Genomic DNA, 19169 nt, shown 5'->3' on the forward strand with positions numbered 1-19169 from the left:
GCAGAGGCATTGCACACGTGAGCACTCAGAACGCGGACACGATCGTCAAGGACGGCGTGCACTACCACCAGTTCGACATCGTGATCGTCGGCGCCGGCGGCGCCGGCATGCGCGCAGCCATCGAGGCCGGCCCCGGAGCCAAGACCGCCGTCATCTCCAAGCTGTACCCGACGCGCTCCCACACCGGAGCGGCCCAGGGCGGGATGGCCGCGGCCCTCGCCAACGTCGAAGAGGACTCCTGGGAGTGGCACACCTTCGACACCATCAAGGGCGGCGACTACCTCGTCGACCAGGATGCCGCGGAGATCCTCGCCAAGGAGGCGATCGACGCCGTCATCGACCTCGAGAACATGGGCCTGCCGTTCAACCGCACGCCCGAGGGCAAGATCGACCAGCGCCGCTTCGGCGGACACACGGCCGACCACGGCAAGACCCCCGTGCGTCGCGCCTGTTACGCGGCCGACCGCACCGGTCACATGATCCTGCAGACGCTGTTCCAGAACTGCGTGAAGCTCGGCATCAACTTCTTCAACGAGTTCTACGTCCTCGACCTCGTCACCGTGAAGGACGACGCGGGGAACACCCAGGTCGCCGGCGTCGTCGCGTACGAGCTCGCCACCGGTGATCTGCACGTCTTCCAGTCGAAGGCCGTCGTCTTCGCCACGGGCGGCTTCGGCAAGATCTTCAAGACCACCTCGAACGCCCACACGCTCACCGGTGACGGCGTCGGCATCGTGTGGCGCAAGGGCCTGCCGCTCGAGGACATGGAGTTCTTCCAGTTCCACCCGACCGGTCTCGCCGGTCTCGGCATCCTGCTGACCGAGGGTGCGCGAGGTGAGGGCGCGATCCTCCGCAACGCCAGCGGTGAGCGGTTCATGGAACGCTACGCGCCGACGATCAAGGACCTCGCGCCGCGTGACATCGTCGCGCGCTGCATGGTGCAGGAGGTCGCCGAGGGTCGGGGCGCGGGACCGCACCGCGACTACGTGCTCCTGGACTGCACGCACCTGGGCGCCGAGGTCCTCGAGACGAAGCTTCCGGACATCACCGAGTTCGCGCGCACGTACCTGGGTGTCGACCCGGTCGTCGAGCCCGTCCCGGTCATGCCGACGGCGCACTACGCCATGGGCGGCATCCCGACCAACATCAAGGCGGAGGTGCTCGCCGACAACGACACCGTCGTCCCCGGTCTCTACGCCGCCGGCGAGTGCGCGTGCGTCTCGGTGCACGGCTCCAACCGCCTCGGCACCAACTCGCTCCTCGACATCAACGTCTTCGGCAAGCGCGCCGGCCGCAACGCCGTCGAGTACGTCCAGACGGCCGACTTCGTGCCCCTCCCCGAGGATCCCGCCAAGGAGGTCCGCGAGATGATCGAGGGCCTGCGCGCCAACTCGGGCACCGAGCGCATCGCGGTCCTCCGCAAGACGCTGCAGGACGAGATGGACAAGGGCGCCCAGGTGTTCCGCACCCACGACTCCCTCGCCGAAGTGCTCGACATCATCGCGGACCTGCGCGAGCGCTTCAAGAACGTCCACGTCGACGACAAGGGCAAGCGGTACAACACCGACCTGCTCGAGGCCGTCGAGCTCGGGTTCCTGCTCGACCTCGCCGAGGTCGTCGTGTACTCGGCGCAGAACCGGGAGGAGAGCCGCGGCGGTCACATGCGCGACGACTTCCCGACGCGTGACGACGAGAACTACATGCAGCACACGATGGCGTACCTGACCGGCGACCCGCATTCGTCGCACCCGGCCGACCACATCGAACTCGGCTGGAAGCCCGTGGTCTTCACCAAGAACGACGCCGGCGAGCTGCGCTACCCGCCCCTGGAGAGGAAGTACTGAGATGGCATCCACCGTCATCGAGACCGTCGACACCTCCGACGAGGTCGAGCAGACCCCCGAGGACACGGGGATCCAGTCGTTCCTCGTGACCTTCAACATCCGTCGATTCGACCCCGAGGTCGACGACGAACCGCGCTGGGTCGACTACGACGTGGAGCTCTACTCCACCGACCGCGTGCTCGACGCCCTCCACAAGATCAAGTGGGAGACCGATGGGTCGCTGTCGTTCCGCCGCTCGTGCGCGCACGGCATCTGCGGTTCGGATGCCATGCGCATCAACGGCCGCAACCGACTGGCGTGCAAGACGCTGATCAAGGACCTCGACATCTCGCAGCCGATCTACGTCGAGGCGATCAAGGGTCTGCCGCTGGAGAAGGACCTCATCGTCGACATGGAGCCGTTCTTCGCCTCCTACCGCGAGGTGCAGCCCTTCCTCATCGCGAGCAGCAAGCCCGAGCCCGGCAAGGAGCGCGTCCAGTCGATCGTCGACCGCGAGGTCTTCGACGACACCACGAAGTGCATCCTGTGCGCCGCGTGCACGTCGTCGTGCCCCGTGTTCTGGACCGACGGCCAGTACTTCGGTCCGGCCGCGATCGTCAACGCGCACCGCTTCATCTTCGACTCCCGCGACGACGCAGCGGATGTGCGTCTGGACATCCTCAACGACAAAGAGGGCGTGTGGCGCTGCCGCACCACCTTCAACTGCACCGAGGCGTGCCCGCGCGGCATCGAGGTCACCAAGGCCATCGCCGAGGTCAAGCAGGCGGTCCTCCGCGGCCGTTGAGCCTCACTCCTCGGACGGCGGGTGCGCTTCGGCGCCCCGCCGTCCGGCGTTCCCGGATGGATGTCGCGGGCGCGCGGCATCCATTCATTAGGCTCGACGGGTGAGCGACCGCGATCCCCGACCGCTGCCCGGCGCAGCGAGCGAGGAGACGACTCTGCGCGAGCGGCTCGAATCCGCTCAGGCGGCCGTGCGCGACCGACTCGATCAACCGATCGCCCGGGCCGCGAAGCTCGCCCAGCTCTTCCCGGTGCGGGTGTGGCGCCACTTCCTGCGGCACAACGGATTCCTGCTCGCGGCGGGGATGAGCTACCAGGGCCTGTTCACGTTGTTCGCCGCGCTCTACCTGGCATTCGCGGCCGTCGGGATCTGGCTGGGCGGGAGCAAATCCGCGATCGACGGACTCATCCGGTTGATCAACGGCTACATCCCCGGGATCATCAGCGACACCGGACTGGTCAAGCCCGACCAGGTCGAGGCGGTGGCTCAGGAGAGCGGCAAGCTCCTCGGTATCACCGGAGGTGTGGCCGGTGTCGTGGTCATCTGGACCGCGATTGGCTTCGTTACGTTCACCCGGCGTGCCGTGCGCGACACGTTCGGGCTGCCGTTCGACCTGCGCAACTACGTCCTGCTGAAGGCGCGCGACTTCGTCGCGTCCTTGCTGTTCGGCCTCTCGCTGCTGCTCGGCGCGCTCCTGGGCTCCATCACGACCGGTGCCGTCGACCTCGTGTTCGCGTGGATCGGGTGGACTCGCGAGACCCTCGGGTGGACCGTGGGCGCACGCGCCGTGTCGGTCGTGGTCGCGTTCGGCGTCAACGCCGTCGCCCTGGCCTCGCTCTTCCGGTTCCTCACCGGCACGGCACTCCCCTGGCGCCGCATCTGGCCCGGTGCGATCGTGGGGTCGGCGGGGCTGGTGGTCTTGCAGGTCGCCGCCGGCTTCCTCTTCGTCTATTCACCGTCGAACCCTCTCCTGGCGACGTTCACCGTGCTCATCGGATTCCTCCTCTGGTTCCGGTTGGTCGGGATCGTGATCCTCGTCGCCGCGGCCTGGATCGCGGTCGCGGCCGGCGATCGCGACGTGCCGCTGCGTTCGCCGGAGGACCGCCGGGCGATGGAGCAGACGGCCCTGGTGATCGCGGCTCAGGTCGCGGTCCGGGAAGCGGAGGAGGTCGCGGCTCTCGCGCGCTGGCCCAGGCGATGGCTGGCGCGACGCCGTCTGCGCGCGGCACGGGCGCACCTCCAACGGCTCGAGGCGGAGCTGCCCGCACCACGGCGCTCGATACTGCCCCTCGACTGAGGAGTTCGCTCCGGGTCGGCAGCGGCCATGAGTCGATGTCGGAGGCCCCGGCTACGCTCGGGGGGTGGCTCGTTCCGTACGCATCGTCTCCGTCAACGTCAATGGCATCCGCGCCGCCGTCCGCAACGGCATGACCGAGTGGCTCGACGCCTCGGGCGCCGACATCCTCGCGCTGCAAGAAGTGCGGGCCACCGCCGAGCAGCTCGCCGCGGCCCTCCCCGGTTGGCAGATCGTGAACGACGAGGCACTGCAGAAGGGCCGTGCCGGCGTCGCGATCGTCAGCCGGCTCCCCGGGGTCGAGACGCGCACTCACCTCGGCCCCGAACCGCTCGACGCGGCGGGCAGGTGGATCGAGACCGACTTCGACATCGACGGCGAAACGGTGACGGTCGTCAGCGCCTACGTGCACAGTGGCGAGGTCGACACTCCGAAGCAGGATGCCAAGTGGATGTTCCTGGATGCCATGGAGCGGCGTCTCGCCGAGCTCGCCTCCTCGACCGAGCTGGCCGTCGTGATGGGCGACCTGAACGTCGGCCACCGCGAGCTCGACATCAAGAACTGGAGGGGCAACCGGAAGAACGCCGGCTTCCTCCCGCGGGAACGCGCCTACTTCGACCGTTTCTTCGGCGCCGCCGGCGAACCGGTCGAAGGCGTCGACGGCTCGACCGGCCCCGGCCTCGGCTGGATCGACGTGGGGCGACGCCACGCGGGCGAGGTCGATGGCCCGTACACGTGGTGGTCGATGCGCGGCAAGGCGTTCGACAACGACTCGGGCTGGCGCATCGACTATCACGTGGTGACCCCGGCGCTCGCCGAACGTGTGACCGACTACCGCGTCGATCGCGCACCCTCGTACGACACCCGCTGGAGCGACCACGCCCCGGTGATCGTCGACTACACGCTCGGGCTCTGAGCGGCTCCGGTCGCCGGGCGCGGTCCCGAGGCCCGGCGGCCTAGGATCGTACGGTGACTCAGCAGCGCCTCTACTCCGGAATGCAGCCCTCCGCCGACAGCCTTCAGATCGGCAACTACATCGGGGCCCTTCTGCAGTGGCGCGAGCTGCAGGATCAGTACGACGCGTTCTTCTCCGTCGTCGACCTGCACGCCCTCACGCAGCCGGGTGACCCGGCCGAGCGTCGTGAGAAGACCCGCCGGACGGCGGCGCAGTACATCGCGGCGGGCATCGAACCCTCGCGGTCGACGCTGTACGTGCAGTCGCACGTGCCCGCGCACGCGGAACTGCAGTGGGTGCTGTCGACGCTCACCGGTTTCGGCGAGGCGGGACGTATGACCCAGTTCAAGGACAAGTCGGCCCGGTACGGCGCGGATGCCACCAACGTGGGCCTGTTCACGTACCCGGTGCTGATGGCCGCCGACATCCTGCTCTACCAGACCGATGTCGTGCCGGTCGGCGACGACCAGAAGCAGCACATCGAGCTGACCCGCGACCTCGCCGAGCGTTTCAACCAGCGCTTCGGTGAGACGTTCGCGATGCCGAAGCCGATGATCCAGCGCGAGACGGCGCGAATCTACGACCTGCAGAACCCGACGTCGAAGATGTCGAAGTCGGCGGAGTCCGATGCCGGCGTGCTGTGGATGCTGGACGACCCCAAGGTGAGCGCGAAGAAGATCATGCGGGCGGTCACCGACTCCGAGGGAGCGGTGCGCTTCGACCGCGACACGAAGCCCGGCGTCTCGAACCTGCTCGTCATCTACTCGGCCCTCACCGGCCGGGAGGTCGCCTCAATCGAAGACGAGTACGCGGGCCGCGGGTACGGCGACTTCAAGAAGGGTCTGGCCGAGGTCGTCGTCGCGGAGTTCGAGCCCGTGCGTGCGCGTGCCCTCGAGCTGCTCGACGACCCCGCCGAACTCGACCGCGTGCTCGCTCAGAACGCGGAGCGGGCGGCATCCGTCGCCGAAAAGACCCTCGCCGACGTCTACGACCGCATCGGCCTGCTGCGCCGCGGCTGACACCGCGTGGGGAGCCGGCCAGTAGCGTGGGCGGATGGAGCCCGACCACCTGCACACCCCGCGACTGGAACTCTCGACCCCGACCACGGCCGACGTCGCGGCGATCCACGCGGCGTGCCAGGATGCCGATCTGCAGCGCTACACCACCGTTCCGTCGCCGTACCTCGTCGAGGACGCCGAGCGTTTCGTCGACCTGACCGCCGAGTGGTGGACGGACGGCACGCAGCCGACGTGGGCGATCCGGCGCGGTGAGCGCCTCATCGGCATGATCGGGCTGGCGAAGCTCGAGACCGGAGCGCCCGAGATCGGGTACTGGATCGCCCGCGACGCCCGGCGCCAGAACGTCGCCGTCGAAGCGGCGACAGCGGTGATCGACTGGGCCTTCGCCGATGACCGGCCCGCGGTCGAGCGCATCGAGTGGCGCGCCGTGGTCGGCAACCTCGGCTCGGCCCGGATCGCGCGGCGCCTCGGCTTCCGCTACGAGGGACTGCTGCGGCAGGCCCATGTCAACAGCCTCGGCCGCGCCGACCTCTGGATCGGCGGCCTGCTCCGCGGCGACGACCGCACGCCGCGGGAGTGGCCTCTCGACCTGGAGTAGCCCGCCCTGGCGGTGAGGTCGAGTGTCCAAGACACGCCGCGTCGCCCCGGTCGCATACGGCGTGTCTTGGACACTCGGTCGGGCGGGGGCGGGAGCGCGGCCAGGGCCTGTCGGATGTCGGAGACGGATGCCAGGATGGCGGCATGCCCGAGATGCCCGAGGTCCAAGGACTCGTGGAGTTCTTGCGTGCGCGGGTCACGGGGCTGACGTTCACAAAGGCCTCCGTCACCGCCTTCAGCGCTCTGAAGACGTACGATCCGCCGATCGACGCGCTCGTCGGGTCCGCGGCGACAGGGGTGGAGCGCCACGGCAAGTTCGTCGACGTCGCCACGACCGGTGGCATCCATCTCGTGTTCCACCTCGCGAAGGCGGGCTGGCTGCGCTGGTACGACGTGCTCCCCTCCACGATCATCAAGCCCGGGAAGACGCCGATCGCGCTGCGGGTGGGGTTCGACGACGGCTCGGGCTTCGACCTCACCGAAGCGGGGACGAAGAAGTCGCTCGCCGTCTACGCCGTCCGATCCCCCGCCGACGTGCCGGGCATCGCGCGACTCGGCCCCGATCCCCTCGACGCCGGCCTCGACCGCGATGCGTTCGCCGCTCTGCTGGCGGGGCGTCGCACCCAGATCAAGGGCGTCCTCCGCGACCAGTCGATCATCGCCGGCGTGGGCAACGCGTACTCCGACGAGATCCTGCACGCGGCGAAGATGTCGCCGTACGCTCTGGCGGCGAACCTCACGGAGGCCGAGGTCGACACCCTGTACGCCGCGATGATCACCACTCTGACCGAGGCGATCGATGCCGCGCGCGGCAAGCCTCCGGCCGACCTGAAGGATGCCAAGCGACGGGGCATGCGCGTGCACGGGCGCCGCGGCGAAGCATGCCCGGTGTGCGGAGACGAAGTGCGCAGCGTCTTCTTCGCCGACAATTCCCTCGAGTACTGCCCCACCTGCCAGACGAGCGGCAAGATCCTCGCCGACCGACGGCTTTCGCGTCTGCTCAAATAGCACGGTTTCGCCCCGAGTCGGCGGGAATGAATCCGTGTCGGCGGTGTTGATTAGACTTCGACCAAGCAAAACGTGCTCCGGGGTCGGTGAGAATCCGAACCGGCGGTGACAGTCCGCGAACCCCTCCGCTTCATGCGGTGGGGCCGATCCGGTGGAATTCCGGAACCGACGGTGATGAGGCGAGAGATCTCCTCTAGTCCGGATAGGAGGCAGCACGGTCGGCGCGCCGCGCCGCCCTGCGCTCCTGCCCCGCTCACGACGGGAAGGACAGGGAAATGGCATCCGCCGCCGAAACAGACGCCATGCGCCGAGCGCTGCGTCTCGCGCGGAACGGCCCCCGCGGGCTCAACCCGCAGGTCGGTGCCGTGATCCTCTCCCCCGACGGCGAGATCCTCGCCGAGGGCCACCACCGCGGTGCGGGTACGCCGCACGCCGAGGTCGACGCGCTGTCGAAGCTCGCGCCGGGCGAGGCCCGCGGGGCGACGGCCGTCGTGACGCTCGAGCCGTGCAACCACACGGGACGCACCGGTCCCTGCGCCGTGGCGCTGCTGGAGGCCGGTGTCGCGCGCGTCGTGTACGCGCTCGACGACCCGACGGATGCGGCGGCGGGCGGCGCCGACCGTCTGCGTGCCGGCGGGGTCGACGTCGAGGCGGGGCTCGAGCGTGAGGCCGCCACCGAGCTCGTCCGCGACTGGGCGCACCTGCAGCGCACCGGCCGGCCGCGGGTGACCGTGAAGTGGGCGCAGAGCCTCGACGGGCGCGCGGCCGCGGACGACGGGTCCAGCCAGTGGATCACCGGCCCCGACGCCCGCCGCGACGTGCACGAGCGCCGCGCGAGGGCCGACGCGATCCTCGCCGGCACCGGCACCGTGCTCGCCGACGACCCGGCACTCACCGCTCGTGACGCGGACGGCGCCCTCCTCGACCGCCAGCCGATCCCCGTGATCGTCGGCGAGACGCCGGTCTCCGCGGACGCCGCCGTCCGTCGCCACCCGCGCGAAGCGCTGTTCTTCGCGACCCGCGACCTCGCCGCGGTCCTCGACGAGCTCGGCGGTCGTGGCATCCAGACCGTCTTCGTCGAGGGCGGCCCCACCCTCGAGAGCGCGCTGCTGCGCGACGGGCTGGCGGACGAGGTGCTCGTCTACGTCGCCCCCGTGCTGCTGGGCGGCTCGCGGCTCGCTCTCGGCGACCTCGGTGTACCGGGGATCGCCTCGGCGCGCCGGCTCGAGGTGGCCTCCATCGACCTCCTGGGCGACGACATCCGCGTCGTCGCCCGTCCCGCCCACGACACCCAGGGAGAATCCTGATGTTCACCGGAATCGTCGAAGAGATCGGCGAGATCACCGCGGTCGAGCCCGACGGCGACGGCGTGCGCGTGACCGTGAAAGCCCCGCTGTCCGTTTCGGATGCCGGTCACGGCGACTCGATCTCCGTCAGCGGCGTGTGCCTCACCGTCGTCGACCAGGGCCCCGACTGGTTCACCGCCGACGTGATGAAGCAGACGTTGGACATGTCCACGCTCGCCGACGTCGCCGCGGGGCGCCCGGTCAACCTCGAGCGCGCGACCGCCGCGCACGGCCGCCTCGGCGGCCACATCGTGCAAGGACACATCGACGGAACGGGTGTCGTTCGCGAGGTGCGTCCGGGCGCGCAGTGGAGCGTCGTGCGCATCGGCATCCCGTCCCACCTCGCCCCCCTCGTCGTCGACAAGGGGTCCATCGCGATCGACGGCGTCTCGCTGACCGTCAGCGCGGTGAGCGAGGCCGGCGACCCCGAGCCCTGGCTCGAGGTGTCGCTGATCCCCGAGACCCTCGAGGCGACGACTCTGGGCCGGGCGGAGGCGGGCACCCCCGTCAACCTCGAGACCGACATCCTGGCCCGGCACGTGCAGCGCATGCTGGCCTTCCGCATCACCGAGAACCCCGCGGCCCCCGCCGCAACGACCGAGAGGGGCTCCGCATGAGCCTGTCCACCATCCCCGAGGCCCTCGAGGCCCTCCGCGCCGGACGACCGATCCTCGTCGCCGACGATGAGAACCGCGAGAACGAGGGCGACGTCATCATCTCGGCGCAGCTCGCGACCCCGGAGTGGCTGGCGTGGACCGTCCGCTGGTCCAGCGGGTACGTCTGCGCACCCATGCCGGCCGACTGGGCCGACCGACTCGACCTGCCCCCGATGGTCGAGGTCAATCAGGACGCCCGCGGCACGGCGTACACGGTGAGCGTGGATGCCGCGTCGGGCGTGACCACGGGCATCAGCGCCGCCGATCGCGCGCACACGCTCAACGTCCTCGCCGATCCCGAGTCGGTGCCGTCGAGCCTCATCCGTCCCGGTCACGTGCTCCCCCTGCGCGCCGTCGACGGCGGTGTGCGCGAGCGCGCGGGCCACACCGAGGCGGCGGTGGACTTCATGCGCCTGGCGGGCCTGGAGCCGGTGGGCGCGATCGCCGAGGTCGTGGCCGAGGACGGCAGCATGATGCGCCTTCCGGGCCTCATCGAGCTCGGTGAGCGCGACGGCGTCCCGGTCGTGACGATCGAGCAGCTCATCGCGTACCTGGACGAGACCGAGCCGGTGGAGGCGACCCCGGTCCCGCGTCGCCGTGTGAGCCTGCGGGCCGAAGCGAACGTGCCGACCTCGCACGGGAACTTCCGTTTCCTCGCCTACAAGGACCGCATCACCGGCACCGACCACATCGCCGTCGTGTCGGGGGAGATCACCGACGAGGCTCCCCTGGTGCGCGTGCACTCGGAGTGCCTGACGGGCGAGGCGTTCGGTTCGCTGAAGTGCGAGTGCGGCCCCCAGCTGGAGGCCGCGCTCGACACGATCGACCGCGAGGGCGGCATCGTGATCTACATGCGCGGCCACGAGGGTCGCGGTATCGGTCTGATCAACAAGCTCCGCGCGTACAGCCTGCAGGAGCGGGGCCTGGACACGGTGGATGCCAACCTCGCCCTGGGACTGCCCGCCGACGCGCGCGATTACGCGGCCGCCGCGGGCATCCTCACCGACCTCGGTGTGGAGCAGGTGCGCCTGCTGACCAACAACACGGACAAGGTGGCGCAGCTGCGCAGCTTCGGCCTCGACGTCGTCGAGCAGGTGCCCCTGCTCGTGGGCGTCGGCCCCAACAACCACCAGTACCTCGAGACGAAGCGTGACCGGATGGGTCACGTCATCGCCGAGGACGACCTGCGCGACGCGCTCGCGCACATGAAGGAAGGACTCGTCTGATGGCGGGAAGCGGAGCACCCGAGACCGGCGGAATCGACGCGACGGGACTGAACGTCGTCGTCGTCGCGGGCACGTGGCACGAGGTCATCACCGACGGCCTGATCGCGGGAGCGACGCGGGTCCTGGATGCCACGGGAGCGACGTACCGCGTCGTGCGCGTGCCGGGCTCGTTCGAACTGCCCGTCGCCGCCGCGGCGGCGTTCGAGGGCGGGGCCGACGCGGTCGTCGCGCTCGGCGTCATCATCCGGGGCGGCACGCCGCACTTCGAGTACGTCTCGTCGGCGGCCACCGACGGCCTGACCCGCGTCGCGATCGACGCCGGGAAGCCGGTCGGATTCGGCGTCCTGACCCTCGACGACGAGCAGCAGGGCCTGGACCGCGCCGGGCTCGAGGGCTCCAAGGAGGACAAGGGCGCCGAGGCGGCCGATGCGGCCCTCCGCACGGCCCTGGTGCTGCGCGACCTGCGCGGCTGACCCTCACCCCCGCGAGGCGCGTCTCCCCTGCGGTGAGGCGCGCCTTGCTGGCGCCGGGGGCGTGGCATCCCTAGGGTGACGGGCATGGAGATCCTGCGTCACGTCGTCGTCGTCATCCACCTGATCGGGTTCGCCACGCTGTTCGGCGCCTGGATCGTCGAGGCCGTCGCCCGCCGGGTGCAGGTCACGCGGCTGATGAGCTACGGCATGCTCGTCTCGCTCGTGACCGGGCTGATCCTGGCCGCGCCGTGGGCTCTGGAGTACGAGCCCAACTACGTGAAGATCGGCGTGAAGCTGGTCGTGCTCATCGTCATCGGTGCGCTCCTCGGCATCGGTTCGGCGCGGCAGAAGCGCACGGGATCCGTCCCGCCGGTGCTGTTCTGGCTCGTCGGACCGCTGACGCTGCTGAACGCGGCGATCGCCGTCATCTGGCGCTGACGCGCCGACTGCGCGCCGCTCTCGGCCGGCGCATAGACTGGAGGGTCTGGACCCACACCCGGGTCCTTCCCGGTGCCCCCCGCCGCGCGCCCGGCCACGCACACCTGCCGTGACCGAATCACGCCACCGCTGCGCCCTCACGACGGACGCGATCGCTCGATCTCTCGTCAGGCAGTCATGACCTCCTCCTCCCCCACCCTCCGCTCTTCGTCGGCGCCCGCCAACCCGCGCTCGCGTGTCATCACCGCGAGCCTCATCGGCACGACGATCGAGTTCTACGACTTCTACGCGTACGCCACCGCGGCCGTCCTCGTCTTCCCGATCCTCTTCTTCCCGACCGGCAACGAGACCACCTCGCTCCTGCTGTCCTTCAGCGTCTTCGGCGCCGCCATGGTCGCGCGCCCCCTCGGAGCCGTCGTCTTCGGCCACTTCGGCGACCGGTTCGGTCGCAAGGCGACGCTCGTGGCATCCCTGCTCACCATGGGTGTCGCGACGTTCCTCATCGGCTGCCTCCCGACCGTCAACGAGATCGGCGTGTGGGCGGCCGTCCTTCTGCTGATCATGCGCCTCGCGCAGGGCTTCGCGCTCGGCGGCGAGTGGTCGGGCGCGGCGCTGGTCGCGACCGAGAACGCCCCGAAGGGCAAGCGCGCCTGGTACGGCACCTTCCCGCAGCTGGGCGCGCCGATCGGCTTCATCATCGCCAACGGCATCTTCCTCATCATCAACTTCGCCCTCCCCCACCCCGACGGCACGGCCCAGCGGTCGGCGGAGTTCCTCGCGTGGGGCTGGCGCGTGCCGTTCCTGTTCTCGGCCGTGATGGTCATCGTCGGCCTGTGGGTGCGCCTGCGCCTGGTCGAGAGCGAGTCGTTCGCGAAGGCCGAGAAGAGCGGCGTGATCCGCAAGTTCCCGCTGGGCGAGGTCATCCGCCGCAACTGGGTGCAGCTGATCCTGGGCACGTTCATCATGCTGGCCACCTACGTGCTCTTCTACCTGATGACGAGCTTCACGCTCTCGTACGGCACCAAGCCGACGCTCGAGGGCGCTGCCGCCGCCGCGGAGAAGGCGGGCACCCCGTTCGACGCGGCCGCATTCGTGCCCGGCCTCGGCTTCGGCTACACCGACTTCGTGATCATGCAGATCATCGGTGTCGTGTTCTTCGGCGTGTTCACGCTGCTGTCGGGTCCTCTCGCCGACCGGTTCGGGCGGAAGCGTCTGCTCATCGGCGTCACGATCGCGATCATCCTGTTCGGCCTGACGTTCTCGTTCTTCCTGCTGCCGCAGGCGGATGCCGGCCTCACCCGCGTCTACGTCCAGGCGTTCCTCATCATCGGGTTCCTGCTCATGGGCACGACGTTCGGGCCGATGGGCGCGGTCCTGCCCGAGCTGTTCCCCACGAACACGCGTTACACCGGCTCGGCGATCTCGTACAACGTGTCGTCGATCCTCGGTGCGGCCCTGGCCCCGATCATCGCCGTGGCCCTGTGGGCGGCGGGCGGCGGCAACCCGTGGCTCGTGGGCGTGTACCTGTCGGTGATGGGCGTCCTCACCCTGATCGCGGTGTCTCTGTCGCCCGAGACGAAGGACGTCGACTACGACGACAACCTCGCCGCGGGCGCGACCGCGCCGTAACCGGTTCTGCACAGAACATCGGATGCCACGGGGCCTCGGCTCCGTGGCATCCGTCGTTCCACCGACGAGCAGACGCGTGCTCCGGTGTCGGCGAGGCGGGGTACGGTCGAAGGACCCGTTCTTCTCCCGAGGTGAGCATGTCTCTGTCCGCTCCCGCCCGCGGCCGCCGCGGACGTCGCACGCCCGACGGACCCCGCGCGTCGTTCCGCCAGCTGCTGCCGTTCCTGCTCGAACACAAAGGCACGCTCGTCGTGGTGGCAGTGCTGAGCGTGCTCGGTGCCGGCGCGACGCTGGTCCAGCCGCTCCTCGTCGGCCAGGTCATCTCCCGCGTGCAGGAGTCGGTTCCCCTCGGCGCCCTCGTGTGGCTGCTCATCGGGTTCGTCGTGCTGTCGTCGCTCATCTCCGGCTACCAGCACTATCTGCTGCAGCGCACCGGAACCGCGGTCGTGTACTCGTCGCGACGGCGTCTCATCGCGCGCATCCTGCGTCTGCCGATCAGCGAGTTCGACGCCCGGCGCACGGGCGACCTCGTCTCGCGGGTCGGTACCGACACGACTCTGCTGTACGCGGTCCTCACGCAGGGACTCGCGGATGCCATGGGCAACGCGCTCATCCTCGTCGGCGCGATCGTGGCGATGGCGTTCATCGACCCGCTGCTGCTCGGGCTCATTGTGCTCGTGCTCGGCGTCTCGATCGGAACGGTGGCGGTCCTGAGCCTGCGTATCCGCGCGGCGTCCGCCGCGCAGCAGGAGAAGGTGGGCGAGCTGGCCTCGGGGGTCGAGCGCGCCGTCGGCTCGATCCGCACCATCCGCGCGTCGGGGGCGACCGAGCGCGAGGTCGAGACGGTCAGTGCGACCGCCACGGAGGCCTATCACGCGGGCGTGCGCATCGCGAAGGTGTCGGCGCTCATCGTCCCCGTGGCCGGGATCGCGCTGCAGGTGTCGCTCCTGGTCGTGCTCGGCGTGGGCGGGTTCCGTGTGGCATCGGGAGCCATCGACGTCGCTTCCCTCGTCACGTTCGTCATCTTCCTCTTCCTGCTCGTCCAGCCCCTGGCTTCGGCGATCGGCGCCATCATGTCGGTCAACCAGGCGCTCGGCGCCCTCGGGCGCATCCAGGAGGTGCTCGACCTCCCGGAGGAGAGCGCGGGAGACCGCCCCGGCACGGCGACCCCCGAACCGGATGCCGCGGCCATCGAGTTCCGCGACGTGCGCTTCCGCTACCCCGACCACGTCGTCAAGGCGCGCGAGGCCGCGGCGGAGGAGGCTCGGTCGGTGCTCGCCCAGGCACACCTCGACCGCGCCGCCGACGAGGCCGAGGCCGAAGCGGACGAGACCGCGCGCGACGTGCTGCGCGGTGTGTCGTTCACCGTCCCCCGCGGCGCGCGGGTCGCGCTGGTCGGCCCCTCCGGCGCGGGCAAGAGCACGGTGCTCTCGCTCATCGAGCGGTTCTACGACCCCACCGGCGGGGCGATCCTCGTCGACGGCGTCGATGCGCGCGATCTGTCCCGCGACGACCTGCGCGCCCGCTTCGGATACGTCGAGCAGGACGCCCCCACCCTGGCCGGCACGATCGCCGACAATCTGCGGCTCGCCTCCCCCGAGGCATCCGACGCCGACTGCGAGCGCGTGCTGCGGGCGGTGAACCTGGGCGACGTGCTCGAGCGGAGTGCGCTCGGCGTGGATGCGCCGGTCGGCGAAGACGGGGTGATGCTCTCGGGCGGCGAGCGTCAGCGACTCGCGATCGCCCGGGCGCTGCTGGCCGCTCCCCCGGTGCTGCTGCTCGACGAGTCGACCTCGTCGCTGGACGGGGTCAACGAGCAGCGCATGCGGGAGGCGATCGACGCGGTCGCCACCGGGCGGACGCTGCTGGTCATCGCGCATCGCCTCTCGACCGTCGTCGACAGCGACGTGATCGTGGTGCTCGAGCACGGCCGCGTCGTCGGCCAGGGGACGCACAGCGAGCTCGTGGCATCCGTCCCGCTCTACCGCGACCTGGCGAAGCACCAGCTGCTGGTGTGAGGCACGGCGCCTCGTGGCGCCGGGGGCGTGGGCGTCGCTGCGCGGCACCGCGCGTCGGCGCCGCAGCCGCGGCAGCGCACGGTCGCGCCGGGGATCAGCCGCGGCCGGGGCAGCGCACGGTCGCGGCGCACGGTCGCGCCGGGGTCCTCGATAAACGCGATCCGCGCCGAGAAACGGGTTGCGCCGTCGTTTCTGGCGGTCGATCGCGTTTATCGGTGCAGGCCCGCACAGGACAGCACCGCGTTCAACGAGGCCCCGCGCGCACGCGACGACGCCCCTCCCGCGCGCCAAGAGCAGGGAGGGGCGTCGAGTTCGCGCCCGCCCCGCGCCGCAGGGCGACGGGGCGGGCGGGTCTGTGCGGCTACGCGCGCTGCAGGCGGTAGCGGAGGGCGGCCAACTCGGCCCGGAGGGCGGCCGGGAGGCGGCTGCCGAACGTGTCGAAGAACTCCTCGGTGAGGTCGGCCTCGGCCAGCCACGACTGCGCGTCGATGGCGAAGAGCTCGGCGAGGTCGGCCTCGGGAAGGTCGAGACCCGACAGGTCGAGATCGTCGGCGTAGGGCAGGCGTCCGATGGGGCTGTCCACCGCGTCGACCTGACCGTCGACACGACGGATGATCCAGTCGATCACCCGGGCGTTGTCACCGAACCCGGGCCACAGGAACCGGCCGTCGTCGCCCTTGCGGAACCAGTTGACCTGGAAGATGCGCGGCGCGCGGTCGAAGCGGAGCTTTTCACCGACCTTCAGCCAGTGGCCGAAGTAGTCGCCCATGTTGTATCCGCAGAAGGGCAGCATCGCGAACGGGTCGCGGCGCAGCTCGCCGACGGTGCCCTCCTGGGCGGCGGTCTTCTCGCTCGACACCGTCGAACCGAGGAAGACGCCGTGCGACCAGTCCGTGGCCTCGAGCACCAGCGGGACGTTCGTGGCGCGACGTCCGCCGAACAGGATGACATCCAGCGGGACGCCCTCGGGGGTCTCCCAGTCCGGTGCGATCTGCGGGCACTGGGCGGCCGCGACGGTGAAGCGCGAGTTCGGGTGCGCGGCGGGGCGGCCCGACGCCGGCGTCCAGTCCTTGCCCTCCCAGTCGATGAGCTGCGGCGGAGCCTCGTCGGTCAGGCCCTCCCACCAGACGTCGCCGTCCGGGCGGAGCGCCACGTTGGTGAAGATCGTGTTGCCCCACAGCGTCTCGACCGCGGTCACGTTCGTCGACTCGCCGGTGCCCGGGGCGACGCCGAAGAAGCCGGCTTCGGGGTTGATGGCCCACAGGCGCCCGTCCTCACCCGGACGGATCCAGGTGATGTCGTCGCCGAGGGTCTCGACGCGCCAGCCGGGGATCGTGGGGCGCAGCATCGCGAGGTTGGTCTTGCCGCACGCCGAGGGGAACGCGGCGGCGACGTGGTACGCCTTGCCCTGCGGGTCGATGACGCGGATGAGCAGCATGTGCTCGGCGAGCCAGCCCTCGTCGCGGCCGATGACCGAGGCGATGCGCAGCGCGAAGCACTTCTTCGCCAGGATCGCGTTGCCGCCGTAGCCCGAGCCGAACGACCACACTTCGAGCGTGTCGGGGAAGTGCACGATGTACTTCTCGTCGTTGCAGGGCCACGCGACGTCCGCCTCGCCCGGCGCCAGGGGCGCACCGACGGAGTGCACGGTCTTGACCCACGGCGCACCCGCGGCGATCTGCTCGAGGACCGCGGTGCCGACGCGCGTCATGATGCCGATGGATGCCACGGCGTACGCGCTGTCGGTGATCTGCACGCCGATGTGGCTGAGCGGACCGCCGACGGTTCCCATCGAGAAGGGGACGACGTACATGGTGCGTCCGCGCATCGACCCCTCGAAGACGCCGTTCAGCGTCTCGCGGATCTCGGCCGGGGCGATCCAGTTGTTGGTGGGACCGGCATCCTCTTCGCTCTCGGACGCGATGTAGGTCCGGGACTCGAGCCGCGCGACGTCGCTCGGGTGCGAACGCGCCAGGTACGACCCGGGACGCCATTCGGGGTTGAGCTTGATGAGCTTGCCCTCGTCGACCATCTCGCGCAGCAGTGCGTCGTTCTCGGCCGCGGAGCCGTCGACCCAGTGGATGCGGTCGGGCTGGGTGAGAGCGGCGACCTGGTCGACCCAGGCGGTGAGGGCGGCGAGTCCGGGGCCCTCGACCGAGGGACGGATGCCGCGGCCCGCCTGGGGCTGTCGGACGGCGGGGGCGGTGCGACCGGAGGGGCGTCCGGCGAAGATGTCGGCGAGTGCCATGGGTCGATCTCCTCGATTGAGAGCGAATTCGGTGGTCTTCCTCCACTGTGCGACCCTGGAGCCCGACTTTCGAGCGAATATCGCCACAAGAACTGCACTTCTTTCGCTATCGTCAAGGAATGGCCTCGTCGCTCGAACTGACCACGCTCGGACACCGCATCCGACACCACCGCCTCGCCCGCGGATACACCCTCGACGAGCTGGGGGCGCTGGTCGGGGTGGCGGGGAGCCAGCTGAGCCTCATCGAGAACGGCAAGCGCGAACCGAAGCTGTCGCTCCTGCAGGAGATCGCGCGCGCGACCGAGACCGAGGTCACCGAGCTCCTCTCGACCGAGCCGCCGAACCGTCGAGCGGCACTCGAGATCGAGCTGGAGCGCGCGCAGTCGAGCCCGTTCTTCCGGCAGCTCGGCATCCCCGCCATCAAAGTGAGCAAGGGCACGAGCGACGAGACGATCGAGGCCGTGCTGGGCCTGCACCGCGAACTGCAACGTCGTGAGCGCGAGACGATCGCGAGTCCGGAGGAGGCCCGTCGCGCCAACACCGAGCTCCGTCTGCGCATGCGCGCGCTCGACAACCACCTCCCCGACATCGAGAAGCTCGCCGAAAAGCAGCTCAAGGCCGCCGGCCACACCTCGGGCGCGCTCACCCACCGCACCGTGAGCATCATGGCCGAGCAGCTCGGGTTCGAGCTCATCTACGTCGCCGATCTCCCCCACTCCGCGCGGTCGGTCACCGACCTCGAGAACGGACGCATCTACCTGCCGCCGGCATCCATCCCCGGCGGACACGGGCTGCGTTCGATGGCGCTGCAGGCGATGGCCCACCGCCTGCTCGGGCACCGCCCGCCGACCGACTACGCCGACTTCCTGCAGCAGCGGCTCGAGATCAACTACTACGCCGCCTGCTGCCTGATGCCGGAGACCAGCTCCGTCGCGTTCCTCGCGCAGGCGAAGAAGGACCGCAACCTCGCCGTCGAGGACTTCCGCGACGCGTTCGGTGTGACGCACGAAGCCGCCGCGATGCGCATGACGAACCTGATGACCGTGCATCTCGGCATCCGTCAGCATTTCCTCCGGGTCGACGGCGACGGGGCGATCTCACGCGTCTACGAGAACGACGGGCTGCCGCTGCCGACCGACGTCACGGGCTCGGTCGAAGGACAGATCGTGTGCAAGAAGTTCTCGGCCCGCGCCGCGTTCGCCGAGCACAACCGCACCACCGAGCACTACCAGTACACCGACACCCCCGCCGGCACGTTCTGGTGCTCCACCCAGACCGGGACGACCTCGGACGGCGACTTCTCCATCACCGTCGGCGTGCCCTTCGACGACGCCCGGTGGTTCCGCGGGCGTGAGACCACGACCCGCGGCGTCTCACGCTGCCCCGACGAGTCGTGCTGCCGCCGCCCCGACTCCGAGGCCGCAGAGCGCTGGTCGGGCAAGGCGTGGCCGAGTGCGCGCGTGCACCGGCACATGTTCTCGCCGCTCCCCCGCGGCATGTTCCCCGGCGTCGACGACGCCGAGGTCTTCGCGTTCCTGGATCGTCACGCCGGCGACTGAGGCGGAGTCCGCGCGCGTGCGGCACGCGGTACAGGGACGGCGGATGCCACGGCCCGGGGCTCCGAGGAGCGGCGGGCC

Annotated in this window: 16 protein-coding genes; 15 read left to right on the forward strand and 1 reads right to left on the reverse strand. The window is 70.2% G+C overall.

What is annotated here, in order from left to right:
* Positions 1-17: 17 nt before the first annotated feature.
* From sdhA to BW982_RS05945, 14 genes are all read left to right on the forward strand, one after another.
* Positions 18-1844, forward strand: coding sequence for a succinate dehydrogenase flavoprotein subunit (gene sdhA, locus BW982_RS05880; protein WP_076491075.1), 1827 nt, complete (start codon positions 18-20; stop codon positions 1842-1844).
* A gap of 1 nt (position 1845) precedes the next feature.
* The gene (locus BW982_RS05885) at positions 1846-2628 is read left to right on the forward strand and encodes a succinate dehydrogenase iron-sulfur subunit (RefSeq protein ID WP_076491076.1); all 783 of its coding nucleotides are present in this window, start codon (positions 1846-1848) and stop codon (positions 2626-2628) included.
* Positions 2629-2728: 100 nt separating this feature from the next.
* Positions 2729-3922, forward strand: coding sequence for a YihY/virulence factor BrkB family protein (locus tag BW982_RS05890; protein WP_175611039.1), 1194 nt, complete (start codon positions 2729-2731; stop codon positions 3920-3922).
* A gap of 64 nt (positions 3923-3986) precedes the next feature.
* Positions 3987-4835: an exodeoxyribonuclease III gene (locus BW982_RS05895; RefSeq protein ID WP_076491077.1), complete on the forward strand. Its 849-nt coding sequence runs from the start codon at positions 3987-3989 to the stop codon at positions 4833-4835.
* A 53-nt stretch (positions 4836-4888) separates the two neighbouring features.
* Entirely contained in the window at positions 4889-5893 is a 1005-nt protein-coding gene (gene trpS / locus BW982_RS05900) for a tryptophan--tRNA ligase (RefSeq protein WP_076491078.1), read from the forward strand.
* 34 nt (positions 5894-5927) lie between these two features.
* Complete coding sequence (locus tag BW982_RS05905) at positions 5928-6491, forward strand: GNAT family N-acetyltransferase (protein WP_076491079.1); 564 nt, start codon at positions 5928-5930, stop codon at positions 6489-6491.
* 143 nt (positions 6492-6634) lie between these two features.
* On the forward strand, positions 6635-7498 hold the full coding sequence (locus BW982_RS05910) for an Fpg/Nei family DNA glycosylase (protein WP_076491080.1): 864 nt from the start codon (positions 6635-6637) through the stop codon (positions 7496-7498).
* Between the two features lie 275 nt (positions 7499-7773).
* Positions 7774-8805 carry a bifunctional diaminohydroxyphosphoribosylaminopyrimidine deaminase/5-amino-6-(5-phosphoribosylamino)uracil reductase RibD gene (ribD, locus tag BW982_RS05915; RefSeq protein WP_076491081.1) on the forward strand — a complete coding sequence of 344 codons (1032 nt, stop codon included), beginning with the start codon at positions 7774-7776 and terminating at the stop codon, positions 8803-8805.
* Complete coding sequence (locus BW982_RS05920) at positions 8805-9461, forward strand: riboflavin synthase (protein WP_076491082.1); 657 nt, start codon at positions 8805-8807, stop codon at positions 9459-9461. Before ribD ends, BW982_RS05920 begins: the two co-directional genes overlap by 1 nt.
* Complete coding sequence (gene ribA, locus BW982_RS05925) at positions 9458-10726, forward strand: GTP cyclohydrolase II (protein ID WP_076491083.1); 1269 nt, start codon at positions 9458-9460, stop codon at positions 10724-10726. The genes BW982_RS05920 and ribA overlap by 4 nt, the downstream gene beginning before the upstream one ends.
* Positions 10726-11199: a 6,7-dimethyl-8-ribityllumazine synthase gene (gene ribH, locus BW982_RS05930; RefSeq protein WP_076491084.1), complete on the forward strand. Its 474-nt coding sequence runs from the start codon at positions 10726-10728 to the stop codon at positions 11197-11199. The genes ribA and ribH overlap by 1 nt, the downstream gene beginning before the upstream one ends.
* A gap of 84 nt (positions 11200-11283) precedes the next feature.
* Positions 11284-11637 (forward strand): Fe-S protein, encoded by a 354-nt coding sequence (locus tag BW982_RS05935; RefSeq protein WP_076491085.1) that lies wholly within the window; start codon positions 11284-11286, stop codon positions 11635-11637.
* 177 nt (positions 11638-11814) lie between these two features.
* Entirely contained in the window at positions 11815-13266 is a 1452-nt protein-coding gene (locus tag BW982_RS05940; RefSeq protein WP_076491086.1) for an MFS transporter, read from the forward strand.
* Positions 13267-13403: 137 nt separating this feature from the next.
* Positions 13404-15284: an ABC transporter ATP-binding protein gene (locus BW982_RS05945; protein ID WP_076491087.1), complete on the forward strand. Its 1881-nt coding sequence runs from the start codon at positions 13404-13406 to the stop codon at positions 15282-15284.
* A 361-nt stretch (positions 15285-15645) separates the two neighbouring features.
* On the opposite strand, the gene BW982_RS05950 is transcribed toward BW982_RS05945, so the two are convergent.
* On the reverse strand, positions 15646-17532 hold the full coding sequence (locus BW982_RS05950) for a phosphoenolpyruvate carboxykinase (GTP) (RefSeq protein WP_076491088.1): 1887 nt from the start codon (positions 17530-17532) through the stop codon (positions 15646-15648).
* Positions 17533-17651: 119 nt separating this feature from the next.
* Between BW982_RS05950 and BW982_RS05955 the strand changes: the two genes are divergently transcribed.
* Entirely contained in the window at positions 17652-19091 is a 1440-nt protein-coding gene (locus BW982_RS05955) for an XRE family transcriptional regulator (protein WP_076491089.1), read from the forward strand.
* Positions 19092-19169 lie beyond the last annotated feature (78 nt).

The sequence above is a fragment of the Microbacterium sp. RURRCA19A genome (assembly GCF_900156455.1).
In the GTDB taxonomy this organism is placed as follows: Bacteria; Actinomycetota; Actinomycetes; order Actinomycetales; family Microbacteriaceae; genus Microbacterium.

Coding starts and splice junctions, on each gene's coding strand:
- BW982_RS05885 (WP_076491076.1), top strand. CDS start 1,846: ATGGCATCCACCGTCATCGAGACCGTCGACACCTCCGACGAGGTCGAG.
- BW982_RS05905 (WP_076491079.1), top strand. CDS start 5,928: ATGGAGCCCGACCACCTGCACACCCCGCGACTGGAACTCTCGACCCCG.
- BW982_RS05910 (WP_076491080.1), top strand. CDS start 6,635: ATGCCCGAGATGCCCGAGGTCCAAGGACTCGTGGAGTTCTTGCGTGCG.
- ribD (WP_076491081.1), top strand. CDS start 7,774: ATGGCATCCGCCGCCGAAACAGACGCCATGCGCCGAGCGCTGCGTCTC.
- BW982_RS05920 (WP_076491082.1), top strand. CDS start 8,805: ATGTTCACCGGAATCGTCGAAGAGATCGGCGAGATCACCGCGGTCGAG.
- ribA (WP_076491083.1), top strand. CDS start 9,458: ATGAGCCTGTCCACCATCCCCGAGGCCCTCGAGGCCCTCCGCGCCGGA.
- ribH (WP_076491084.1), top strand. CDS start 10,726: ATGGCGGGAAGCGGAGCACCCGAGACCGGCGGAATCGACGCGACGGGA.
- BW982_RS05935 (WP_076491085.1), top strand. CDS start 11,284: ATGGAGATCCTGCGTCACGTCGTCGTCGTCATCCACCTGATCGGGTTC.
- BW982_RS05940 (WP_076491086.1), top strand. CDS start 11,815: ATGACCTCCTCCTCCCCCACCCTCCGCTCTTCGTCGGCGCCCGCCAAC.
- BW982_RS05945 (WP_076491087.1), top strand. CDS start 13,404: ATGTCTCTGTCCGCTCCCGCCCGCGGCCGCCGCGGACGTCGCACGCCC.
- BW982_RS05950 (WP_076491088.1), bottom strand. CDS start 17,532: ATGGCACTCGCCGACATCTTCGCCGGACGCCCCTCCGGTCGCACCGCC.
- BW982_RS05955 (WP_076491089.1), top strand. CDS start 17,652: ATGGCCTCGTCGCTCGAACTGACCACGCTCGGACACCGCATCCGACAC.